Source organism: Paenibacillus sp. FSL R5-0912 (genome assembly GCF_000758605.1).
Taxonomy (GTDB): domain Bacteria; phylum Bacillota; class Bacilli; order Paenibacillales; family Paenibacillaceae; genus Paenibacillus_AQ.
This window is the reverse complement of sequence record NZ_CP009282.1, coordinates 4046713-4068983: the sequence shown is the minus strand read 5'-3', so window position 1 is coordinate 4068983 and position 22271 is coordinate 4046713. Positions and strand designations below refer to the sequence as shown.

The following is a 22271-nucleotide window of genomic DNA, read 5'->3' as shown; positions in this document are numbered from 1 at the left end:
CCATTTAATGTTTAGTATTGTTTTAGTTTTTTTCTGTTGGTCCTGTCCATTCGGACATGCCAGATTCAACATTGTATACATTACTGAAGTCGTTCGCAGCTAGCAGTTGACATGCCAGATCACTACGTGCTCCAGTCCGGCAAATAACATAGATACTATCTTCTCGTCTGAGTTCATTCAAACGATTCTCCAGTTCACCGAGAGGAATGGAAAATGCGCCTGGAACTCGATCAAATGCATATTCAGCAGGTTCACGAACATCGAGAACTATCACTTTCTCACCACTCGCCAGTTTTTTCTCAAGCTCTTCATTAGAGATAACTTGCATATATTTTTTTTGCTCCTTAATCTCATCAGGGCTGGCTTTGCGAAGATAGTGCTTGAGCACGTTATCCTCTTCAATGGTTCCCAAATATTGATGTCCGGTATTCTTTGCCCATCCCTTAATATCGGCGAGAGAACCCTTATCGGTGGCTTGAACTTCGATGACCTGACCCGCTTCAAGCTGGTCCATCGCTTTCTTGGTTTTCACGATCGGCATCGGGCATGCCAATCCTTTACAATCCAGTGATTGATCTGCTTTAATCATTGGCAATTTCAGAACCTCCTTGAAGTAATTGATCTGGATGATATTATTTAATACGTATACCCGTATGGGTATCTGCATGAACAAATCATAATTGTGTTGAACCCGTTTGTCAATAGTGTTAGTGATATGACGTTTTGATGAATTGAGGTAATTTCTCAGTCAATGGACAAACAATTTGAAAGCTATGCTCAGGCAGCTGAATTATTAAAGGCTCTAGCCCATCCGGTTAGATTATGTTTAGGGGAAGAATACATATGAATAAAAAAGTATTGATCGTAGGTGGAGTAACAGGAGGCGCTTCAGCGGCAGCTCGTTTGCGCAGATTGGATGAAGAAGCACATATTGTGATGTTTGAACGGGACCCATATTTGTCCCGCAACAGTCTTGTTCAGTTGAGACGAAGCTTGTTGACGGTACTATCGAGGCTTACCTCCGCAAAGGAAATATCAATGATGCGAGCATAAGTAAGTCCTAGCAGGCGACTTAAAAAGAATTATTCACAAAAAAAAGAATCTGCTACTTCTGTGGCAGATTCTTTCTTTGTGATCCTCTCAATCCCGCAAAATGCTCTTCATCCGGTAATATTCTTCCTCCGTGATTTCACCTCTTGCAAAGCGTTCATCCAAGATTCTTCCTGGAGTATTGTCAATAAATCGTGAGTTCCCATCTCCCCTAACCCATTTTAACACCAAATAGATTACACCTACGATCAGCAAGAAATTGACGACTAATCCAAATATTCCGAATCCAGAGCCATAACCCATCATCATTTTCTCTCATCCTTTCATGAATTATCGAATTAATGGAAGACGAACACGAACGGTAGTTCCTTTTTCTATCTCACTTTCAACATGAATAGAACCGGCATGAGCATCAACTATGGCTTTAACAACCGCAAGTCCTATTCCGGCTCCGCCAGTTTTCCGGTTCCTTGATTTCTCTCCGCGGTAAAAACGTTCAAAGATATAGGGGAGTTCATCTTTAGATATTCCCATTCCGGTATCGGAAACGATAACGACGCCTTCTGCTTTCTCTTTTAACACTTCAATATGAACACTTCCAGAACTCGTGTATTTGAAAGCATTGCTTATCAGATTCACAAAAACCTGAAGGAGGCGCGAACGGTCCCCACTGATCCAAACGTCACTTTTATTTATCAGGTCATATGAAAGTCTTTCGTGCCCAAACTGGCTGGATACCGAATTTAAAGAATCACCAACGATTTCGTTAAGTGAGACGATCTCCGTCATAAGCTGAACCATTGGATTCTCTACAGCAGCCAGATTTTCCAAATCACTGATGAGCCTGACAAGTCGCAGGACTTGATCATGGCACACTTGTAGTTTATCCGGCGTCGGTTCCCAAATGCCATCCTGAAAGGCTTCCAAATGGCTTTGAATTGTAGTTAAGGGTGTTCGCAGCTCATGTGCCACATCAGCGGTCAGTGATTTCCTTAATTGTTCTTGCTTCTCCAATCCATCAGCCAAATGATTGAGTGTACGTCCCACGTCATCAATTTCTGTATTCTGATTTAACATTTCAACCCGGGAGCTGAGATCCCCCTCCCTCATTTTCGAAGCGATCTCTTTAATCTCTAGGAGAGGTTGGCTAATGCTCTTGGCCATATACCGGCTGAACAGATACGTCCCGACAATTACGAGTATCATTGCAGCCCATAATAAGGTATAAAACATTCTCAGAAATTTCTGATTCAGACTTTGCGACGTTTCTTTTACTGGTAGAAATTCCAATGTTCCTACTTGCTGATTTCCTTTTACGATTGTTTTTATAATGGTATCTTGCGCAAACTGGGAATTCACTTGTATCTGCCTGCCCATTTGACTAGTATCCCAAATTAAGCGACGGTCTTGATCATAAACACGAACCATATAATCACTAATCATCGCGTGGTGCGAAATGGTCATCCAAACGTTTGTATTCCAGTGGCCGGTAGACACATTATAAGCGTCTTCTAAATCGTCCAGTAAACTTTGTATTTCTGTCTGCTGCTGGTTCTTCTGATATTGGTTAAACGAGATATTCATTACCAAGTTCACAAGTAAGACAATAGATAGAAGCGCAGCAAGGGCCACACCGACATGGGAAATAAGAAGCTTTCTGCTCAATCCGCCTCTATTAGACATCTTGACTCACCAAGAATTTATACCCCACTCCAAATACAGTGCCAATAAAAACAGGGTGTTTAGGATCATCGCCAATTTTTTGTCTAATATTCTTAATATGAACATCGATGGTCCGCTCGAATCCTTCATAGGTATCACCCTGAGTAAGGTTAACAAGTTCAAGGCGTGAGAACACTCTCTTCGGATGCTTCGCTAAAATTTCAAGTAACTTGAACTCCATAAGGGTAAAAGATACTGGCTCCTCGTGAATTCTCACCTCATAACGTTCCAAATCCATAGTTAAATCGCCTTGGGCATAAGACAGCAGTGACATATTCCCCAATTGAGGCTGAATGGTTCTTCTTAATAGACTAATCACCCGAGCGAGCAGCTCTCTTGGGCTGAATGGTTTAGTAATATAATCATCGGCTCCAATCATGAGCCCATTCACCATATCATCCTCACTGCTTTTTGCAGTCAGCATGAGGATCGGGACGTTCGATGATTTGCGTACCATTCTGCATACTTCCTCTCCAGTCATGTCTGGAAGCATCAAATCCAGCACGATCAGATCGGGCTTTAAGGTTTCAAAAAGATGAATCGCGCCTCTTCCTGTATCAGCTTCGTACACAATATATTTATTCTTTTCCAAATAAGCCTTAATAACCTGCAAAATATTTTCTTCATCATCCACCACTAAAATTTTCACGAACTTCATCACCTACTTTGTTGTTAAAATGAGACAGACCTCATTTCAATGAGGTCTTATCTTATCATGATCGGATTAGAAGTTCATCATACCCCTGCTATATTGAGAATTTTGCATCATTCCTGACATTCCCGTCCCGCTTGAAGTACTGCAATTTTCATGCATTTTCTTGATTTGTTCCTCTGACAGGTTGGGGTGCATTTCTTTTGCGAAAGGCAGCATTTTCTCAAAAAAGCCGCTGTCGTTATAATCATTGTTTGCTGCTGCGTAAGCGCCAGCGGTTCCAATCCCCATAACAAGTACCAATGCCGATAATCCAATCCAAAGTTTTTTCATTTGTATCTCCTCCTTATAGTTACACTATATACTGTAGTTATGAAGAACCAATTTGCAGCTTATGAAGAAGTTATGAAGATGATCTCTCCATAGCTAAGCCAGTCAATCATGTTTTTCTAACTACACAGTGAATATTCCTCGCGCTACCTTGCTACAATCAGAGCTACTGCTTAATGACCACAAATTCAACAGAAAACCCGCGCTGGGCGCGGGTTCAAATAGGACTATGTTCTTGTCCACCGACATGACAATACCTTTCGTTCGGTTCCTCATAAACAAAGCTAAAGTCCACCAACTCGTCCATGCGTTGCAGCAAGTTATCTTTTGGAATGAGTATATTGTACAGCTCGATATACGGGCTCAAGATAAAGCTTTGCTGCTCAGGAAGCATGAAGACCACCAGCCTTTGAATGTGATCCTTTCAGTATATCGAAAAAAGAGACATCCTTTGTGTAGAATGTCTCTTAAAGATCTTAATGGACTTTTTCAGTGGCCTCCTTTATATTCGGGTTCTCTGCGAAACACATATCCTTCAAATTACTCGTTCCTAATACCGTTAGGTTTATTCCAAGTGTCTAATTAACGTGGAAAATAGCACAGGAGAAAAAAAGGCTGTTATCCTAACCTCTTCTTCAGTTGAAGAGTTCGCCGCTCCCCCTGCTATTCCACACTTTTTAACGCCCCTACCATATGAATCTTTTGAACTCGGGAGAGTACAATCATATTAACAGCAACCGCAATGACTACAGTAAACAGGATGGATAGAAAAATACTGTTATTCAGAATGACCGCACTGAAATCCAGTTCATCCCCCATACCCGCTTTTGCAAAAATCATCCGATGAAGTTCAAATCCCGCTGGAATGCCAATTACAATGCCGATAAGTGAAAAGATAATATTCTCCATCACCACAAAACCCCTTAATTCCTTCGGGTGAAAGCCAAGCACCAGCAATGTGGCCAAATCACGCTCGCGTTCCGCAAAATTAAGCATTCCCAGATTATATAAAACGATAAAGGCCAATACTGCCGCCGCAGCGATCATCATGACAGACAACGATAATGTGCTGTTCATACTGGTCATAAAATCCCTCGATTGATCGTCCGTTGCTACAGTTCTGGATACGATTCCTTCCGGCAATGGGGCAGAACCCGATCCGCTTAATATCGCTGTCGGTCTAAATGATAACCCTTTGGCTTGCCACGCCTCCCGGCTCACATAAACGCCTTGACCGATATTAACCTTCGCAATATCTGCCACTTCAAAATAGACGGATTGTTCAGGAGCGATCCGCACATGAATCTTGTCACCAACCTTGAGATGATAAATGTCCGCGGTTTTTTGTGTAATTAACGCACCGTCAGCTGTCAGGTCCAGCCTGCGCGCAGTTGAATCAAAGAAATGGATGAATTGAGAATGATCCTCCAGAACATGGATCGTTCCCATCTTCTTCTTACTGTCCGAGGACAAGACAAGCACTGTTTCAAGAATAGGCTCTGTCTGTTTCTGCTCCTGGAGTGATTGCAGGACTTCCTCTGAGATCCCGTCTTTAAGATAATGCTTAGTTTCATACAGATAGGTTTTTCCATATACAGAAGCAGCAACATTTTTGATCGTATCCCTCATGCCCAATGCGGTTAACAGAAGCGCCGTACAGCCTAAAACCCCTATGATGGTCATGAACAAGCGGATCTTATTGCGGAACATTTGTCTTAGAATCAACCTATACGAAGCGCTTAACCCGCCCCACCATGATTTGAACCGTTCCACAGCAATATGGCTTCCATTCTGGGCCAGCTTGGGTCTCAATAGGGCCGCGGGCTGCTCTTTCTCTGTTTGTAAACAGACGTACAAGGTAGCCAGCACTGTACTGCTAACCGCCAGCACAATAATAGCAACCACTTTCGGCCAATAGAGAATGATATGCGCGTCTGGAAGGACAAACAGCTCCTCAAAGAAATCCCAGACCCTACCAGGAATCACCTTCCATCCGATAATTATTCCAAGGACTGAGCCTATGATACTAATCCATATTCCGTATGAAATATAATGGACAGCAATTTGTGTTCTTGTATAACCCATCGCTTTCAGCAACCCGATTTGCTGTCTTTGATTGTTCATCAGACGGATCATCGTGGTGAAGGTCATTAATATGACTACGGCGAAGAATACAAATGGAAAAAGATTTCCGATGGATTGGTATTGGGCAACCTTTTGCTTGATGGACATATCATTTCTGGTTTCAAGTCTGGTCACACTGCCAACTAGCTTGTTATCGAGCATGCCGCTAATCTCATTCTTCAACTGTTCATCGTCGGTGCCGCTCGCTGTAGTAATGAGCAGTTCATTGTACAGCTGGGATTGCCCGGAAATCTGCACGGTGTCCTGTGGCCTTACGGCAATAAATCCATATTGCTTATGGTCGGGAATAACGGCTGTCGCGTCAGAGGTCGTATAGATATACGCGGCACTTGTGCAGAGACCGGCAATTCGGAAGCTTGCTTCCCGGTCTTGCAGCTGCAGGGTAATGGGATCTCCTACGGCAATATGATTAGCCTTGGCAAAACTGAAGTCCAGCAGCGCCTCACCTTCCTGCAACGCACCTGCACCTTCTTGAACTGTGAACGTGCTGATCTCACCTGATTCCATTCCGTTCAGCTCCAGCTTGGCCTCAGGGAGATTGGCAACATTCACCTGAAGGTTCAGCCTTCTTTCGGCATTCTCTACGCCATCTATTAGCCGAACCTTATGAGCATCTTCTTCACTAATGATACTGGAAAATATTTGTATATCCGAAAGGTTATTATCTGCTGAAATTGTTGCCGTGTATTCTTCCAAACTTCTCCATGTACTGTCAAGTCCAATAAATACTGCGACGCCGAGTGTTAACATAATAATGATGGACAGGAATTGAATCTTAGCGCCCTGAACATCCCGAATCAGCTTCTTATTTAAACTGGATTTCACCATACCAGTTCCTCCAGGCCAAGCGGCCGGGACTCAGTAACTGTCTCTTTTATTGTTCCATTATGCATATGAATCGTTTTTTGCGCCGCTTTGGCAATTTCAGCATTATGGGTCACAATAATTAGCGTCTGTCCCAGTTGAGTAGACACCTCCCATAATACCTGCATGACTTGCTTGCCTGTCACGGAATCAAGCGCTCCGGTAGGCTCATCGCACAGAATTAATTTCGGATTTTTGGCCAGTGCTCTGGCGATGGCTACCCGCTGTTGTTCACCTCCGGAGAGCTGGCTCGGAAAATTGTTCATGCGGTGACCAAGGCCAACCTTGGTCAGAACTTCTCTGGGGTCCAGCGGATTTAGGCATACCTGGGAAGCTAAAGACACATTTTCAAGAGCGGTTAAATTCGGCACCAAATTATAAAACTGAAAGACAAAACCAACCTGATTCCGTCTGTAATCAGTTAACTCGCGACGGTTGTATGAAGAAATACTTGTGCCGTCTATGATGATATTACCGCCTGAGCAGAGATCCATGCCGCCGAGCAGATTAAGAATCGTTGTTTTCCCTGCCCCGCTCGGTCCTAATATCACTGTAAACTCTTGTCTGTGAATAGATAAATTCACATCGTCTACCGCTTTGACTATGACCTCACCCGATTGATACGTCTTGGATACATGTTGAAATTGAATATATGGAATGATAATCACCCTCTACATTTATTAAGATACACTTGCGGGGGCGGGTACCAGCATTCTATTGATCACCGCCGCAAGCTCCTCCACATGGTCAGCATCGAAAATTGTCGTGTGATCCCCATCAACATGCTCTTCCTTCCAAATGCCCGTACTGTGATTGGACCAATCCTGATAACTCGCTACCGCCTCATCCAAAGCGCCCACATATAGCATGGGAATAGTTATCTGCTGTTCATTGCTGTAACGAAATCTGGCATCCTCAAAGCTTCTGAATAGATTTATATAATAAATCAATTCTCTTGGCTTGTTGCTGCCAAAGAAAGGAATCAACCGGGCTAATTCCGGCGGGACGATTGAGATCAGCCGAGGCATAAGCTCAGGGCGTTCCTCCAGCAGTGAAATGACCTCATTCCATAGCTCAGATGTACTCCCAATACCTTCTGGAAGCCTCAAGCCCATAGACCGTTCCACAAAAAGCTGTTCCGCTTCAAGTGAGAAATGAAAGGTGTCCACTTCCTCGTTAACAGGCGGCATTGAGTTAATTAAGAGCAGATTCCGAATGTCTGTGTTTCTCTTAGCCATTTCGAACGCGATAGCTCCTCCTATGCACCATCCACCCAAATAATCGACAGAGCCCAAGGAATGTATCACTTCATCATATTGCTGTGCCAATTCATCCAGACGGACCATTCTTGGAGCAACATCCCGGTAATTTTTCTCGAATTTTATTGCATACACGTTGTAATCCGGATTCAATCTCAGCGAGAGCTGGTTGTATATCGCCACCTCGCCGCTTCCCGCATGAATCAGCACCACATTCTTGTCTGTTCTGCCTTTAGTCAACGGCACCAGCTGCCTGTGAAGCAGCCGTTCTGGTTGACCCATCGTCCCCCTGCGTTCACCTAGCATTTTTGCCATCTCGCTTAATGAGAAATGATTGAGTAAATCTTCCACAGAAAGCTTTACTTGATAGATGCGCTGAATTTCATGAAGCAGTTCCGGCAACTTGATGGAATCCCCTCCAGCGTCAAAAAAATTCTCATATACATGATTCAGTTCCTCAGCCTCCGGACCGATAATGCTTCTCCATAACTCCAGCAAATGTTGTTCACCCGAATGGAGCGGTATGTCCTGAATATTCCCGAACCAGTTCTCAAGCTGTTTCGTGTCAACCTTGCCGTTTACATTTAAAGGGATACTCTCGACCTTAATAAAGGTGGTTGGAATCATATAATCCGGCAACAGCCGATGCAGCCTATCCCGCATTGCAGTAGCAGTCAATGCTTCACCACCATGAGTGGTATATACAGCGATCAGCGAACTTTTGTTTTTATTCGTTTTGACAAATACTTTGGATTGATGCACTTCGCTCAGCTGATTAACGGCATTCGCGATTTCAATCAAATCGATCCGGTACCCGTTAATCTTCAATTCAAATTGTATTCGGCCAACGATTTCAATGTAATCATCACCGGACATAAACCCTTTGTCGCCCGTTCTATAAAGCCTGCCTAGGCTTGGATGCATGAAGAAGGCCTCTTCGGTCTTCTCCGGATCCAAATAACCGTTCGCCAACCCTTCACCGCCGATACAGATCTCACCATAGGTGAAGTCATCTGCTAACCGGTTTTGCTTATCCAGAACGTATATGCTTTGATTTGCCAAAGGATATCCATAAGGGATTTTCGGTTTGTCGATACCAGTCGTAAGCGGATAATAGATGGACCAGATCGATGCTTCTGTCGCTCCCCCCAAACTAAGAATCTGTAAATCCTTTCGTTTAAAGGCACCCTGTATATCTTTGACAATCTGCACCGGAATGAAATCTCCGCTCATCAATATACAACGCATCTGATGAACCCTGCTGTCCAGCGTTTGAATGAGCATCTGCACAAGCCCCGGCGTTGAGTTCCATAGCGTTACCTCGGGCATGTAAACTCTATGTTCCTTAAACTCATGAATTCCCTTGCACAAAATGGTTTTGCAGCCTGTCATTAGTGGGGATAAAATATCAAATACAGATAAATCAAAAGAGAGCTCGGAAATATTAAATATCACATCTGCTGCCTCAACCTCTAAGCGTTCATGCAAATCATAGATGGTATTAAGCGCTGCCTTTTCATTGATGCTTATTCCTTTTGGCTTGCCTGTCGTTCCCGAGGTGAAAATTACATAGAGTTCGTCTTCGGCAACTTCTTCGGTAACTGCTGCCGGAACATAGATGACTTCACCGTCCCTTATCTGCAGCTCATTATGGATAGAGCTCGTTATATAGTTAATCCTCTCTTCTGGAAGTTCCGGATTTACAAAGCAGAATGAATCTCCGGATTTGATTACTGCCAGCATTTCAGCCATGGCAGGAACCCCTTTTGACGTAAGAATAGCAACACGGATCTTGGATAGCCGTTGTGCAGCTTTAAGCTTCATTATCCTGTTGACTATGATCTCACTGTTCCTATCCAGCTCTTCAAACGTCAGCGTCCGGTGCAGATCGGCAAAGGCTGCACGGTAAGGCTGACGCTTCAAGGTCTCTTCAAAGGCTTCCACAATCCGCCTGTGCTTCAGTGGCCTTATTGCTTTTTGGTTAAACTGCCTATACCTTTTTTCTGTTTTTTCATCCCGCTGTTGCTCCAAAGCTACGAGCACGCCATCTTCCTCACTCTGTAATGCGCGCAGAGAATGAATAAAACCTGTGAACATCGCAGCGATAAGTGAAGGCTCGAAAATTCGACTTAAATAATCCCAACTGACATTCAATTCACCATTGATCAGCTTTAGCTGGCAATCCAGATACACCTGAGGCGTCTCCGATATCCAGTAATGAAGCTTGAATAAGGAATCAAAGTTCGGAAAGTCGAAGAGCATAGAGGTAAACACATACGGCATTTGGCTGGAACGATTGCTTTTCTTGGCTAACTCTCTTAAGACCTCAACGCCTTCAAACGACGAATATCTGAAGGATTCATTGATAGTCCGCTGTAATTTTTGCACATTAGCCTGCAGGGAAACTTTGGGGTCTATGTTGGTTTTGATCAGGCTGGTGCTGGTGAAATCACCAATGACGCTTAAATATTGTTCTTTACGGGGTCTTTTGAAAGTGGTCATATTCAGGGTGAATTCCTTGTTCGCTGACCATCGCTGCAGTACAGAGGCGTAGAGTGCCAGAAAAACCGTGTTCAGAGACAACCCCAGCTTACCTGCAATGGCGTTCATACATAAATATTCATTCTCGGAGAAGCTGTATTCCAGCCTTTGGAAGTCGCTTTCCAGAAGCTGTTCGGAGTTCAGATGAAGCTCAGGTGCTTCCGGGAGCACATTCATTTCCCTTAACCAGTATTCTTTGCCTTTGTTGTATCTAACAGAGGCCTTCTCCTCATGATAGCTCTGATTGATGAAGATCAAACGATCCGACATATCCTCCAGACTGTAGTTAGAGTCCTCATACAAGCACCTCCACTGGTCAAACAGCTGAAACACACTGAGCCCGTCCGCTATTAACAGATCAAGACTAAAGAAGAGATAATATTGGTTCAACCCTGACTCCATACATTTAATGGTGAAAAACGGGAAGCTCGCGGAGCTGTAAAGTTTGTGAGATAATTCACTTCTATTCTGTTCAATAAATCGTTTCTTATATTCCTGGCTGCAGCCGGCTGCGTGCTCAACAGGAATATCATAGTGAAAGGGGGGATTGATCTGAAAAGACTGCAGGTCGAGAACCGAAGCTCTAAGCATCGGCTGGTTAATGATCAGTTCATTAAAAGCTTCGTTTAGTCGGCGCATGTCTCCGGTAAACTCCAATTCAAGATAGATATGAGTGCCCGTCTTACCGCGAAAGGTCTCGTTTCTGCCTAATAAATAAGCTTTCTGAACCTCGGTCATCATAATGTTCATGTTCCGCAACATCCTCTTTTAAATTAATTTTTGAGAAACATTCTTGGATCATTTCCACCGAAACAGCTATCGCCAGCTCATCCGTAAGCCACGATTGAATCGTTAAAGTATGATAGTCCCGGTGCTCAGCCATAAATAACAAATCATCAAACGGATGAATATGTATTTGTGTAAAGTCTATGTCTACTCCTCTAAGCAAATATTTCGCATAGGCCTCCTTCATTGTCCAGATCTGCAGCAAATCCATTCCATGATCCAGCAGACTCCCAAAGTAATGGGCGCCTGATATTTCTGATTTAGTTCTCATGATCGATTTCATTTCCGACCTTAGCGGACGATGTTTGAAATTGATAATTTTAAGCTCAAGCTGTATATTCACCCCTCCTAAATTCACATGTTCATATGAATACTTGAACATATGTATACTCACAACATCATATTAGCTCCATATTTTTCCTATGTCAATACTTTACACTTATTATTTATCCTTCCACATCTGAGGATAATTCCTCTCCCCATATGTACAGGCCTTGAATTCAGATAAGAATCTTAATTGTTGATATTCACCATTTAAACAACGAAAATCCTTTCCTTTTCATCCCGAAGGATATGGGGAAGGTTTACGCATCCTCTATCTGTTGAAAGCGCTATAAATCCTCCTGAAATCTAAAGCTTCTCCAATAGTTTTCTCCCCAGGCTTCTTGAATAATAACCTTCATAGATATCAAATTTAACAGGTTGAGAAGATAGTTAGCCATTTTATCCCTAACTAAAAGGCCCGCGAAAGATCGCGGGCCTTAAGCAATACTTCATGAATGCACTCCTTCTGGCTTGAGATTATTCCTTCACTTTTACAAGCACTCCATCTCTATTCTCATAGATCCTTTTTTCATTTTTTTCGATCTTTTTCATAATCTCTTCTTCCAAGTTAATCCCCAGAATCTCAGAGAGTCCAATTAGGTAAATGGCAACGTCCGCCAATTCTTCACCGAGGTCGTCTTTCTTTTTTCGGTAAGCTTCGCAGGCTTCAGATAGTTCCCCTTGGATCAGACAAAATTCTTGATAAATATCTGTAACATTAAACCCCTTCTCGATCTTATTCTGATACACTATTTTTTGAAGTTGTACTAAATCAATCATTGAATTCTCTCCTATTCCGTAGTTTATTGATTCAACCCCATATGCTTGCGTAAATGCACTAGCGGCGACATGGGCTGGATTCGCTGGTCATCGGTGATATTCTCAGTTATTGTATCGTATCGTGACCCAAAATGGTTTTGGGTTCTACATACTCTTGCAGGCCATATACGCCGAATTCCCTGCCAATCCCGGATTGCTTGAATCCACCGAATTTCATTCTCAATCCAAATCCTCTTGTTCGAATATCCTGTTGCCATGCTCGTCCCGCGTGATATGCGGCAGCAATCCTTCGTTCTCATAATAACGGATCGTATGCGCTGGACACCCGAGCCTATCCGATGCTTCTGTAATGGAGAATGACATGATTTCACTCCTCTAGGTCAAAATCGTTGCTGACATTGTACTACTCCGTCTTGACTTTTATCAAGCAAAGTTTCCTGTGTAGAGCTGCGAACAAATCGGGGATTGCGTATAATATCGTCCACATAATTATGGAGCGGCAGCATGACTGCTTGGTTCATAAGCAATTGCTCCGCTTTGGCATACAACTCAACCTGCTTCGCGGTGTCGAAGGTCTGCTCTGCCTGCTTCACGTACTGGTCGTACGCCAGCAATTCCTTGGCCTTGCTCAAATTCGCCTGATTGTAGGCGGCATAACGTTCCGGTCCACGGTCAATGCCAGCCCCTAACGGACATTGAGGTTGGTGAGAGGCTTCTACTTGTTTAACAAGATCGTCAATCAGTTCAAGGGTACCTCAGGACGTGAATCAGACAGCAGTAATGTGACCATACTAAGCGTCGAAATATGAATAAGGGAGAGCGACTGATATGGATCTGCAGAGTGGTAAATTGTACTGGCCCACAACGCTGGTTAATCCTCCTTCTTACCCTAAGCTGGAAGAGGATATCGCTTGTGATGTGCTGATTATTGGTGCGGGCAGCTCGGGCGCCCAATGTGCAAGTATCCTTAGCGAGCAGGGGATGAGCGTCGTTGTTGTGGACAAAAGAAAAGCTGGGGAAGGCAGCACCAGCGCCAATACAGCTTTGATTCAATACGCCGGAGAGAAAAGCTTTGTATCGCTGAGTCATTCCTTTGGCGAAGAAGCCGCTGCGCGTCATCTTAAACTATGTGAGCAGTCGATTAATGACATAGAGCAAGTAAGCCGGCAGTTACCCATTGATCCGGATTTCATCAGACGGGACAGCCTGTATTATGCAAGCTATAAGGAAGATGTCTCTGCTTTGGCCGAAGAACATGCACTCCTGCAGAAGCACGGGTTCAAAGTGGATCTATTGGATGCGCAGCATATATCCGGCCTGTATCCTTTTCAGAAGGAAGCGGCGCTGTACTACTATGAGGATGCTGAGATGAACCCGCTCAAATTTGTATATGGGCTTCTTGAGAAGGCCAGGTCTCAGGGAGGAATGATCTATGAGGATACGGAAATAACAGGAAGACGTTTCGAACAGGATTATGCCTTGTTTTATACCAAAGAACACCGCGAGATCCGGGCCAGACATGTTATTATTGCAGCCGGTTATGAAGACAGCGACTTCAAAACTGAAAAAAATGCTACACTGGCTAGTTCCTATGCTGTCATTACCAAGCCGGTCGCCGATCTTTCAAGCTGGCCTAAAAGAACATTAATATGGGAGACCGCACGCCCATATGTATATATGCGAACTACCCCGGATAACCGGATCATTATTGGAGGAATGGATAAAGATACTACTTTCGCCGAGACAAGGGATTCTAGAATCCCGGCAAGCAGAGACAAACTTCTTGAAGCCTTTAACGCGCTCTTCCCGGATATACCGGCTCAGCCGGAATACTATTTCGGAGCTTTTTACGGAGGAACACATGATGGTCTGCCTGTCATCGGCCGGTATGATGGCTATCCTCATTGTTATATCCTTATGGCTTATGGGGATAACGGAACGGTATATAACGGTGTTCTGGCCAAAATTGTGTCGGACATGATACTAAAGGGGGCCAGCCCGGATCTGGACCTCTACCTGCAGAGCAGACCCCTGGTTCACCGATAACTTATCAGTTGTCCAGCCGGTTGACGAAGGCATATACAAAGAAATCGCTCCTTTGGAAATGGTTTGGTGGTGCCTCCATTTTACCAAAGTGAGCGATTTCTATTTAGTTTAATTCCCTTTATATCGAAAAAAGCTTGGCGTCGTTGCTTACACTTTTGTACTCGTAAATGTACGAGTATAACAGGCTCTTTTTGCTGTTCCTTTCTATGCAATGGTGCACTTCGGACTCGGACTGTGGGTATTGCCTTTGAGATTGTGAAGCTGCATAGAGCAGCATTGACCGTCAGCGATACCCCCTGGCGGAGGTGCCAAATTTATTATTACGCTGAATCTTTAAGAAATAGGCGTATTAACTTTTTTTACCGTAAAGTACACCTGATACGGTTCATAACCTATATCCCGGATTCTTCTCAGCTGAATTCCCGGGTCCTGGTTAGCAGTCTTGAAGAAATAACGCCAGCTGCCCCACTCCCGTTCATTCTCCATGATGATTTCAGAGGACACATCCTCTGACGGTGTGAACAGAATCCGTTCGTTCTCGCAGATTCCGGCCAGCACTTCAGGACCAAACCGGAAGGCTCCGGTCTGTTCATCGTCCGGCAGAGGAATGAAGCGGATGCCGACCGGCAGAATGATGCTGATCCGGTCGCCGTCCTTCCAATTCCGCATGATACTATAGAAGGCATTGTGATCCGCAGATTTCCCGTGAAGCTGATCGTTCACATAGATAACGGCTTCCGACATGATCCAGTCAGGTATGCGTAAATGGATGGCAAATGCTTGGGCAGAGGCGGTATGGACTACGAAATCATATTTTTTATAATCAGGCAGGTTCTCGTGAAGTGCAGTAATCTCATTCAATTCCTGTTGTCCTGCGGTGTTCGAGGAGTCCAGCATGCTTCCGCTCATGTAATCCTGCGATTGCTGAATCCGGACGCTCTCTCCGCCCAGCACCGTGGTCAGCTCAGAACGGAAATACTGGCATACATAGACATCGTTCTGATCCTGATAATAAATCCCTCTGTTCAATGCTGCATTGGCTTGTACCATCGTTCCGTGACAGCAGAAGAAGCTATCGGTCTCCGAACTCCAATCCTTCCGCAGGCCTGCCTTCATCGGCAGGAAATAAGTGAGTAGTCCTGATCCGGGATTATTATGCTTATTGCCGGTCAGATGATATTCCTGGTAATAGGCTTGAGCCATAATTCCGTTATACATATTGTATTCGATATACTGCGCATAGGCCGGATGGGAAGTATGCCGGAACAGAAACTCAGCCAGACGAATCATGTTATACACTGTGCAGTGTTCCTGATTCTTATCCCCGAGGCGGGCCTTGATCTTCATCTTAGGCATCCACACTTCACCTGCCGTATTCCCGCCAGTTGCCAGCGTTCCCCGCTCTGAGACCGCACATTTCCAGTAGGCCGTGACAATGTCCATCCATCTCTGCTCGCCGGTAACCTCGTAAGCTCTGGCACAGCCGAGTACCTCAGGAATGGTAGTGTTGGCATGCATGTTGGTCAACGGGTCCTTGTTCTCCAGTAACGGGCGGAACAGTCTGCTGCGGTAATAACGCTCCAGCAAGGTCTTGTATTTATCATTTCCTGTAATATGAAGCAGGTCCGCCCAGGCTTCAAGCATTCCGCCTGTCTCCATGTCGAGAATATCATCGAATTTCTCTCTGGTGAAGGTACTGCTCCACTCCAAGAACCAGTCCGCGAAGCGATCGGCTATCTCAAGCGCCTTCTGACTGCCGGTGAACTGGTACATATCCACAAGTCCCATGAATAATTTATGGATATTATACTGCGGAGCCCATATCGCTTTGCCTTGAGCAACCCAATGTAAATATTTCTCCGGAATAGGCGCTGCCCATTGTCCACCGTTGTCCTTCTGGCATTCGGCCAGCTCGTCCAGGATGAGATCCGCTTTGAGTTTGAGTTCAAGATCACCGGTCTCATGAAACCGCATAGCTGCGGCAGACAGCCAATGTCCAAGGAAATGCCCCCGGATCTGACAGACGGGCGTCTCCCATCCACCATGTGCATCCTCTGGAATATCTCTGCCATCATATCTGCCTGCTTCGACTTTATAGTTAAACAGGAGATTATCATTCGTCAGTTTCATTAAATACCGCCGGTTTGCTTCTTCCCTGCGTTTCAGATCATTATCATGAAGAACGACGTTCTTGCCCTTAAGTTCTCTCACTGCTGCAGCCCCTTAATATACTGACATTGATTTTACAATGAAAGTATATAGCAGCGCTTCCATCAATCCAATGATTAATCCTAATATAAAGTTGATCCATACTGAGTAATAAACTGAAAGCCGGTGTTAAATAATTGCTGAATTCCCTTTCTTCAACTAATGGCCTTAGTTAGCCCCATTAAAAAAAGGAACAGTTCTTCTAGTCACTGAAGTGACTTGAAGAACTGTTCCTTTCAGGTAAAACCAGCCAGTCGGGCAACACGTAATATAGAAATAAGTGTACGACTGACGCCAGGCTGATCCAATTACCATGATGAGGCTATGCTTCTTGTGCAGCAGGAGCAAGATCCGGCGCTTTTTGATTCATGATCGGCAGCATCACCAGTGCGCCGAGGAGAAATAATACACCTGCTCCGCTAAAGATCGTGCTGAGTGAAAAGGAATTCTTAAGCGCACCCGCGAAGGACATGGACACAACCATCATCCCGACAAACATCGGATTCAGCACTCCGTTGACCCGGCCGACAATGGAGGTATGTGACCACTTCAGAATCATTGTACTGATTCCGATATGGATGCAAGGGAAAACAAGCCCATTTAGAAACTGGATGGTCAGCGTGAGCGGAATACTTGTCGAGAACCCGACAATCGTGGTACAAATGGCGCCTGTCAGCATGCCTATCGCCAAGAGAAGCTGAGGCGGAACCTTTTTGGCGAAGACGGCTACTATGCCTCCCCCGATCAGCATGGCGGCTCCATTCACCATCAGCATGTACTGGAGGAACTCCTCATTTCGGCCCAGCCGCTCTGTTACGATAAACAGATTGAGCGCTTGGGCTACTCCAACCGAAAGTCCAGCCAGAATAAACGCGAGTCCGAGCATCCGCAGTACCTGGCTCTGCCAGACATACCGGAAGCCCTCGATGAAGTCTTTGCGGAATTGGCCTTTGGCCGCGACTGTCCCGGCTGCCATTTGGTCCTCAGGCAGACGAACAAGGACGAGTGCAGACAGCAGAAAGACCACGCCCATTACAGCGATCGAGGTCTCAAGACCGAATGTGCTGTACACGAAAGTGCCCAGCATCGGCCCAAGCACCATGAAGATGGCCATCAGCGATTGGAAGAGCGCCATGCCCTGCTGCAGCTGTTCTTCCGGCACATGATACTTGAACAACCGCATGCTGGAAGGCTGGGAGAACTGGGACAGAATGGCCGAGATGAAAGCGACCAGGTAGACGGATTCCCAAGAACCGAAGTGAATGCTCATCAGAACGGCGAACACCGATACTGCAGACAGTGAATCACACCAGATCATGGTCCGCTTCGGCCGCCAGCGGTCGGCAAAGGTACCTCCGATGAATGAAAACACAAAAATTGGCGCGAATTCAGCTACGCTGATCAGGGAAATAGCGTAGGGATCATTGTTGGTTCTGTCCGCAACATAGAGAAGAATAGCAAAATTACGCACCCAGATGCCAATCTGCAGCAGCACGCTTGATAAAAGAATCGTCTGCAGGAACCGGTTATGGAGCAGGCTTGGCGGTTTTGCGCTTGTTTCATGTCTCATCAATCTAATTAACCCCCTATTGATCCATAAAGTACACTCATGCTCATTCCAGGCAGGGTTCTCCTTTCCCTTCCTAATTATACGGACTAGACCCGGATCCATAAAGAGTTTCGCAAAGAAATAGGAATGCTAAATTTTCTATAGGAGTAGAATCCTACAGCTTATTCAATGGTTACTCGCAGGCAAAAAACTGCAGCACCAGATCGGCACTGCAGTTTCATCAGGAGTCATCCTATTCGGCTTACTTCAATTGAATTTGCTTCATGTACTCCTTGAATTCCTCGGAGATTTCTTTGTATTTCGTATGATGCAGGTAATGTGAGCCATCCATCGGAATCATTTTGCCCTGTGCCGATAGTTTGACTTGCTCCTCATGCAGCGGAATCCACTGTTCATGGTCCTTGTTATTGGATTGAACAAAGAGCAATATCGGCAAGTCACTAGGGTAGGTGAGCTGTTCACCATTTTTGAAATTAGAACCGAGGTGACTGAGCTCATTCATCAGTGTTGGATTATTCGCAACCTGGTTGGAAATCAAGCGCATCTGTTCTTTGGTATGCTCATCGTAATCAAGGGATTTATACAAATCTCCGCCGAATTGTTTGAGCAACCGCATCAGACCTGAATCTTGCGCGAACTGCATGGCTTTCAAAGGTAATTTAACATCCATGCCCGGCTGATTGGGAACACTGCTGTCGATACCGACAAAAGCCTGAACTTCATCCGGATAGGCTTTTACATACGACACCCCGTACAGCCCCGTGATGGAGTGTCCCATCAGAATGTAACGCTTAAGACCCAATTGCTGCACAGCCTCATGAATTTCACTGATAATGTTCTCGGTAGTTCTTTCTTTATCCGTCTCATCGCTGAGGCCATAGCCGAAAGGCTCGATCGCCACTATTTTGTAATCGGGGGCCAATTCATCAATCACCAGCTTGAAATCAAGCACAGGCGACGGGGTGCCTTGCCCCGGAAGGAGAACGATCGTCTGCTCACCGCTGCCTTGAATCAGCACATTCATATTTTTTCCGTCTACATTGACGAACTGGCCGTACGATTCGATTTTCTTCTTCTCGGACCCGTTAATGATCGCATTCGCAACAAATGTAATGCCCAAGAACAGCACGAGCGCCCCGATAAAACCTCCAATTATTTTTAGCCATAATTTCCGTTTCTTACGGCTCTTGATCCCGCTTTTTGGTGTTGGCGTTGCTACTGTGTCTGCCACGTTCATCTTCTCCTGTCCTTGTATCTGTATAGCCGCATTGACGACATACCTGAAGTATAGTCAAGCAACATGTCCTCTTCATGACGGCAATATGAACGGAGTATGAACTGAAGATGATAAGGTTGATATTGAACGGGAAGAGTACATTCGGCCGGAGGAAGAAACTGCGTGTATAGGGTAAGGCAAATATAGGAGCATCGGCTCCGGGTTTGAGTCAAAAAAAGGGCCTGTCCTGAGTCATGAAATGACTTTTTGGGACAGCCCTCTGTTTTTCATGTGTGTGGATCTACCCTTTGGGTATGCCGGATGATAGAGAGTGCAGAAATAATTGGATTTTCTACACTTGCTGATGAGCGAATGACCCCTGCTTAATCAAGAGGTGGAAAAACAGCACTTAAATCATTCCGTTTCACCCAAAGTAGTGGAAGTCATCAATATTAGTTGCTGTTTTTCCACTTGCTTCCCTGAATCGCCAAGAAAGTGATGAATTAAGATACGTTTGTCTACTTGCTTGTTGCAGGACTTTCCGTCCGGCAGTTGAAGGCGATCTATAAACGGTATTTACCGCCGCGCTACGAGACAGCCTCTCTTCTGCAACGACTGGTATCCGTAGTTATTGCCGAATTGACTTGAAGGACTCGGTCTGCTGGGTAATGCCCTTCTCTGCCGCAAAGCGCTCAATGCTCGACGCGCCGAAGAACCCATCGATGCCCTTCGTTCTCTGAATGACATAAGCGGCATCCTCCGGCTCTGCAATCGGTCCGCCGTGGCAAATAATCATGATGTCCGGATTCACCGCCCGGCCTGCTTTAATAATAGCCTCAATTCGTTCTACACAGTCGTCCAGGGTCAATGCTGTTTTGGCACCGATCGTGCCTTTGGTCGTCAAGCCCATATGGGCAACCAGAATGTCAGCTCCCGCCTCCGCCATAGCTTTGGCCTGTACAGGATCGAAGACATACGGGGTAGTCAGTAAATCCAGCTCATGGGCAATACGGATCATTTCAACTTCCAGGTCGTACCCCATACCGGTTTCTTCCAGATTTTGTCTAAATACCCCATCAATCAAGCCTACTGTAGGGAAGTTCTGAACACCGCTGAAGCCCTGCTCCTTCAATTGCTTCAGATATACCTCCATGACCCTGAACGGATCGGTGCCGCATACCCCTGCCAGAACAGGTGTATGCTTGACAACGGGCAGCACCTCAGCGCCCATATCAACAACGATCTGATTGGCATCTCCATAGGACAGCAAACCTGCGAGTGAACCGCGGCCTGCCATTCTGTAACGGCCGGAATTATATATAATCAGCATATCCGCTCCGCCTGCTTCACTGCTCTTGGCCGTAATCCCTGTGCCGGCCCCGACACCGAGGAGAATCTTGCCCAACTCCACCTCTTTCTTGAATTTTGCCATAATTTCTGTTCTGCTTAGCTTGTTCATTCGTATATCCTCCTAATAGTTATTCAGGAATTGATGTATGCATGAGTTCGATCAGCTTGAGTGCTGCAGCCTTTGCAAAGGCCGGATCGTTGATGGCGCAATCCATCTCAATGACTTCAACCCTTGTGCGGTCAACATGCTGGCGCAGGGTATGGAATAACATCCGGTCCTCCTCCGGTCCGTAGAAGGGCTGCCCCTCCACATCAATTGCGGAAATGCCCCTAAGCGGCAGTATCAGCACGGTGCTCTCTTCGGCCATGTTCAGCTTCTCTGCCAGCTTCCTTCCGATCTGTTCATTCTCCGCCACTGTCGTTCTCATCAGGGTAACGGTCGGATTATGCTGGTAAAAGGTATGATCCTTGAATTTCTCCGGCACGGTATCTGCCGGTCCAAAATTGCACATATCCAAAGCGCCTACCGAAACGACCTGTGGAATGCGCTTGCGTCCTGCAGCCTCCAACCGGTGCGGCCCCGCATTCAAGACACCGCCGATGATCTCATCCGCCCACTCGGTTGTCGTCAAGTCGAGTACCCCTTCAATGAAACCCGCCTCGATGAGCGCCTCCATTGATTGTCCCCCGATACCTGTGGCGTGGAACACAAGCACCTCGTAGCCCCGTTCCTCCAGGTATTTTCTTGCCGCTGTCACACAGGGCGTTGTTACTCCGAACATCGTGGCTGCCACTAGCGGTTTCTTCTCCGGTGTATGCGTATGCTCAAATTTGAGCATTCCCGCCATCGCAAATAATGCGTTTGTGAATATTGCCGTGGAAATCGAATTCAAGCCTGCGACATCCACCACAGAGGGAATCATGATAATATCGCTTGTGCCTACGTATGGAGCTGTATTTCCGGATGCAACGGTTGATACCAATACCTTCGGAACGCCAATTGGCAGGGCTCGCATAGCCGGAGCGACTAGTGAGGTTCCGCCGGTACCCCCAAAGGATATGATACCGTCGAATTTCCCCTGCTTGTACAACTGGGGGATCAGCTTCTCCAATCCTTGGGATAGCAGCTCTGTAGCCAAAGCCCGGTCCTTCCTTGCTGCAAGCTCCTCTATGTCCTTACCAGCAGCGTACGCGATCTCCCGGTTAGACACATCCGGAACAAAGGCCGGCTCGAACACGCCCGTATGGATCATCAGGGTCCCCAGCCCAAGCTCTTCGGCAATCCTCTTGATGTATAGATACTCCTCACCTTTCGTATCAAACGTTCCAGCTATTGCGATGGTCTTCATTCTGCAGCCTCCTCATATGGATCATCTAGAACAGTGCTCAATCCCGGTAGCCGAGCGCTATAGACTAATCATACGGGGC

Annotated in this window: 20 protein-coding genes; 2 read left to right on the top strand and 18 right to left on the bottom strand. The window is 45.7% G+C overall.

Annotated elements, in window-relative coordinates:
* Window positions 1-22: 22 nt before the first annotated feature.
* A complete protein-coding gene (locus R50912_RS17200) occupies window positions 23-589 on the bottom strand; it encodes a sulfurtransferase TusA family protein (protein ID WP_042242596.1) in 567 nt (188 codons plus the stop codon).
* Window positions 590-843: 254 nt separating this feature from the next.
* On the opposite strand from R50912_RS17200, the gene R50912_RS34240 reads away from it, so the two are divergent.
* Window positions 844-1053: a hypothetical protein gene (locus tag R50912_RS34240; RefSeq protein ID WP_081956545.1), complete on the top strand. Its 210-nt coding sequence runs from the start codon at window positions 844-846 to the stop codon at window positions 1051-1053.
* An 87-nt stretch (window positions 1054-1140) separates the two neighbouring features.
* Here the strand turns inward: R50912_RS34240 and R50912_RS17195 are convergent, their stop codons facing one another.
* The 12 genes from R50912_RS17195 to R50912_RS17150 all read right to left on the bottom strand — a co-directional run bounded on the left by R50912_RS17195 (window position 1141) and on the right by R50912_RS17150 (window position 13085).
* Entirely contained in the window at window positions 1141-1359 is a 219-nt protein-coding gene (locus R50912_RS17195) for an SHOCT domain-containing protein (protein ID WP_052416427.1), read from the bottom strand.
* 21 nt (window positions 1360-1380) lie between these two features.
* The gene (locus tag R50912_RS17190) at window positions 1381-2733 is read right to left on the bottom strand and encodes a sensor histidine kinase (protein WP_042236619.1); all 1353 of its coding nucleotides are present in this window, start codon (window positions 2731-2733) and stop codon (window positions 1381-1383) included.
* Window positions 2726-3430: a response regulator transcription factor gene (locus R50912_RS17185; protein WP_042236616.1), complete on the bottom strand. Its 705-nt coding sequence runs from the start codon at window positions 3428-3430 to the stop codon at window positions 2726-2728. Before R50912_RS17185 ends, R50912_RS17190 begins: the two co-directional genes overlap by 8 nt.
* 66 nt (window positions 3431-3496) lie before the next feature.
* Window positions 3497-3757, bottom strand: coding sequence for a hypothetical protein (locus R50912_RS17180; protein ID WP_042236614.1), 261 nt, complete (start codon window positions 3755-3757; stop codon window positions 3497-3499).
* A gap of 660 nt (window positions 3758-4417) precedes the next feature.
* Complete coding sequence (locus R50912_RS17175) at window positions 4418-6727, bottom strand: ABC transporter permease (protein ID WP_042236613.1); 2310 nt, start codon at window positions 6725-6727, stop codon at window positions 4418-4420.
* Window positions 6721-7422: an ABC transporter ATP-binding protein gene (locus R50912_RS17170; protein ID WP_042242591.1), complete on the bottom strand. Its 702-nt coding sequence runs from the start codon at window positions 7420-7422 to the stop codon at window positions 6721-6723. The genes R50912_RS17175 and R50912_RS17170 overlap by 7 nt, the downstream gene beginning before the upstream one ends.
* A 21-nt stretch (window positions 7423-7443) precedes the next feature.
* Window positions 7444-11301: an AMP-binding protein gene (locus tag R50912_RS17165; protein WP_231637900.1), complete on the bottom strand. Its 3858-nt coding sequence runs from the start codon at window positions 11299-11301 to the stop codon at window positions 7444-7446.
* On the bottom strand, window positions 11246-11692 hold the full coding sequence (locus R50912_RS17160; RefSeq protein ID WP_042236609.1) for a 4'-phosphopantetheinyl transferase family protein: 447 nt from the start codon (window positions 11690-11692) through the stop codon (window positions 11246-11248). The genes R50912_RS17165 and R50912_RS17160 overlap by 56 nt, the downstream gene beginning before the upstream one ends.
* A 458-nt stretch (window positions 11693-12150) precedes the next feature.
* Complete coding sequence (locus R50912_RS17155) at window positions 12151-12453, bottom strand: MazG-like family protein (RefSeq protein WP_197072934.1); 303 nt, start codon at window positions 12451-12453, stop codon at window positions 12151-12153.
* Between the two features lie 106 nt (window positions 12454-12559).
* Complete coding sequence (locus R50912_RS35930) at window positions 12560-12697, bottom strand: aldehyde dehydrogenase family protein (RefSeq protein ID WP_442950522.1); 138 nt, start codon at window positions 12695-12697, stop codon at window positions 12560-12562.
* Window positions 12673-12816: a MerR family DNA-binding transcriptional regulator gene (locus R50912_RS34235; protein ID WP_081956543.1), complete on the bottom strand. Its 144-nt coding sequence runs from the start codon at window positions 12814-12816 to the stop codon at window positions 12673-12675. Before R50912_RS34235 ends, R50912_RS35930 begins: the two co-directional genes overlap by 25 nt.
* Window positions 12817-12833: 17 nt before the next feature.
* The gene (locus tag R50912_RS17150; protein WP_042236606.1) at window positions 12834-13085 is read right to left on the bottom strand and encodes a hypothetical protein; all 252 of its coding nucleotides are present in this window, start codon (window positions 13083-13085) and stop codon (window positions 12834-12836) included.
* A gap of 196 nt (window positions 13086-13281) precedes the next feature.
* Here R50912_RS17150 and R50912_RS17145 point away from each other — a divergent pair, with 196 nt between their 5' ends.
* Window positions 13282-14499 (top strand): NAD(P)/FAD-dependent oxidoreductase, encoded by a 1218-nt coding sequence (locus R50912_RS17145; RefSeq protein WP_042236604.1) that lies wholly within the window; start codon window positions 13282-13284, stop codon window positions 14497-14499.
* A gap of 333 nt (window positions 14500-14832) precedes the next feature.
* Here the strand turns inward: R50912_RS17145 and R50912_RS17140 are convergent, their stop codons facing one another.
* The 5 genes from R50912_RS17140 to R50912_RS17120 form a co-directional block, all read right to left on the bottom strand.
* On the bottom strand, window positions 14833-16710 hold the full coding sequence (locus R50912_RS17140; protein ID WP_042236602.1) for a beta-L-arabinofuranosidase domain-containing protein: 1878 nt from the start codon (window positions 16708-16710) through the stop codon (window positions 14833-14835).
* A 319-nt stretch (window positions 16711-17029) separates the two neighbouring features.
* Window positions 17030-18277, bottom strand: a complete 1248-nt coding sequence (locus R50912_RS17135; protein ID WP_042236600.1) for an MFS transporter — start codon at window positions 18275-18277, stop codon at window positions 17030-17032.
* A 241-nt stretch (window positions 18278-18518) separates the two neighbouring features.
* Window positions 18519-19514: an alpha/beta hydrolase gene (locus R50912_RS17130; RefSeq protein ID WP_042236598.1), complete on the bottom strand. Its 996-nt coding sequence runs from the start codon at window positions 19512-19514 to the stop codon at window positions 18519-18521.
* A gap of 607 nt (window positions 19515-20121) precedes the next feature.
* Window positions 20122-20925 carry a phosphoenolpyruvate hydrolase family protein gene (locus tag R50912_RS17125; protein WP_442950521.1) on the bottom strand — a complete coding sequence of 268 codons (804 nt, stop codon included), beginning with the start codon at window positions 20923-20925 and terminating at the stop codon, window positions 20122-20124.
* A 46-nt stretch (window positions 20926-20971) separates the two neighbouring features.
* The gene (locus R50912_RS17120; protein ID WP_042236594.1) at window positions 20972-22192 is read right to left on the bottom strand and encodes a Tm-1-like ATP-binding domain-containing protein; all 1221 of its coding nucleotides are present in this window, start codon (window positions 22190-22192) and stop codon (window positions 20972-20974) included.
* Between the last annotated feature and the right edge of the window lie 79 nt (window positions 22193-22271).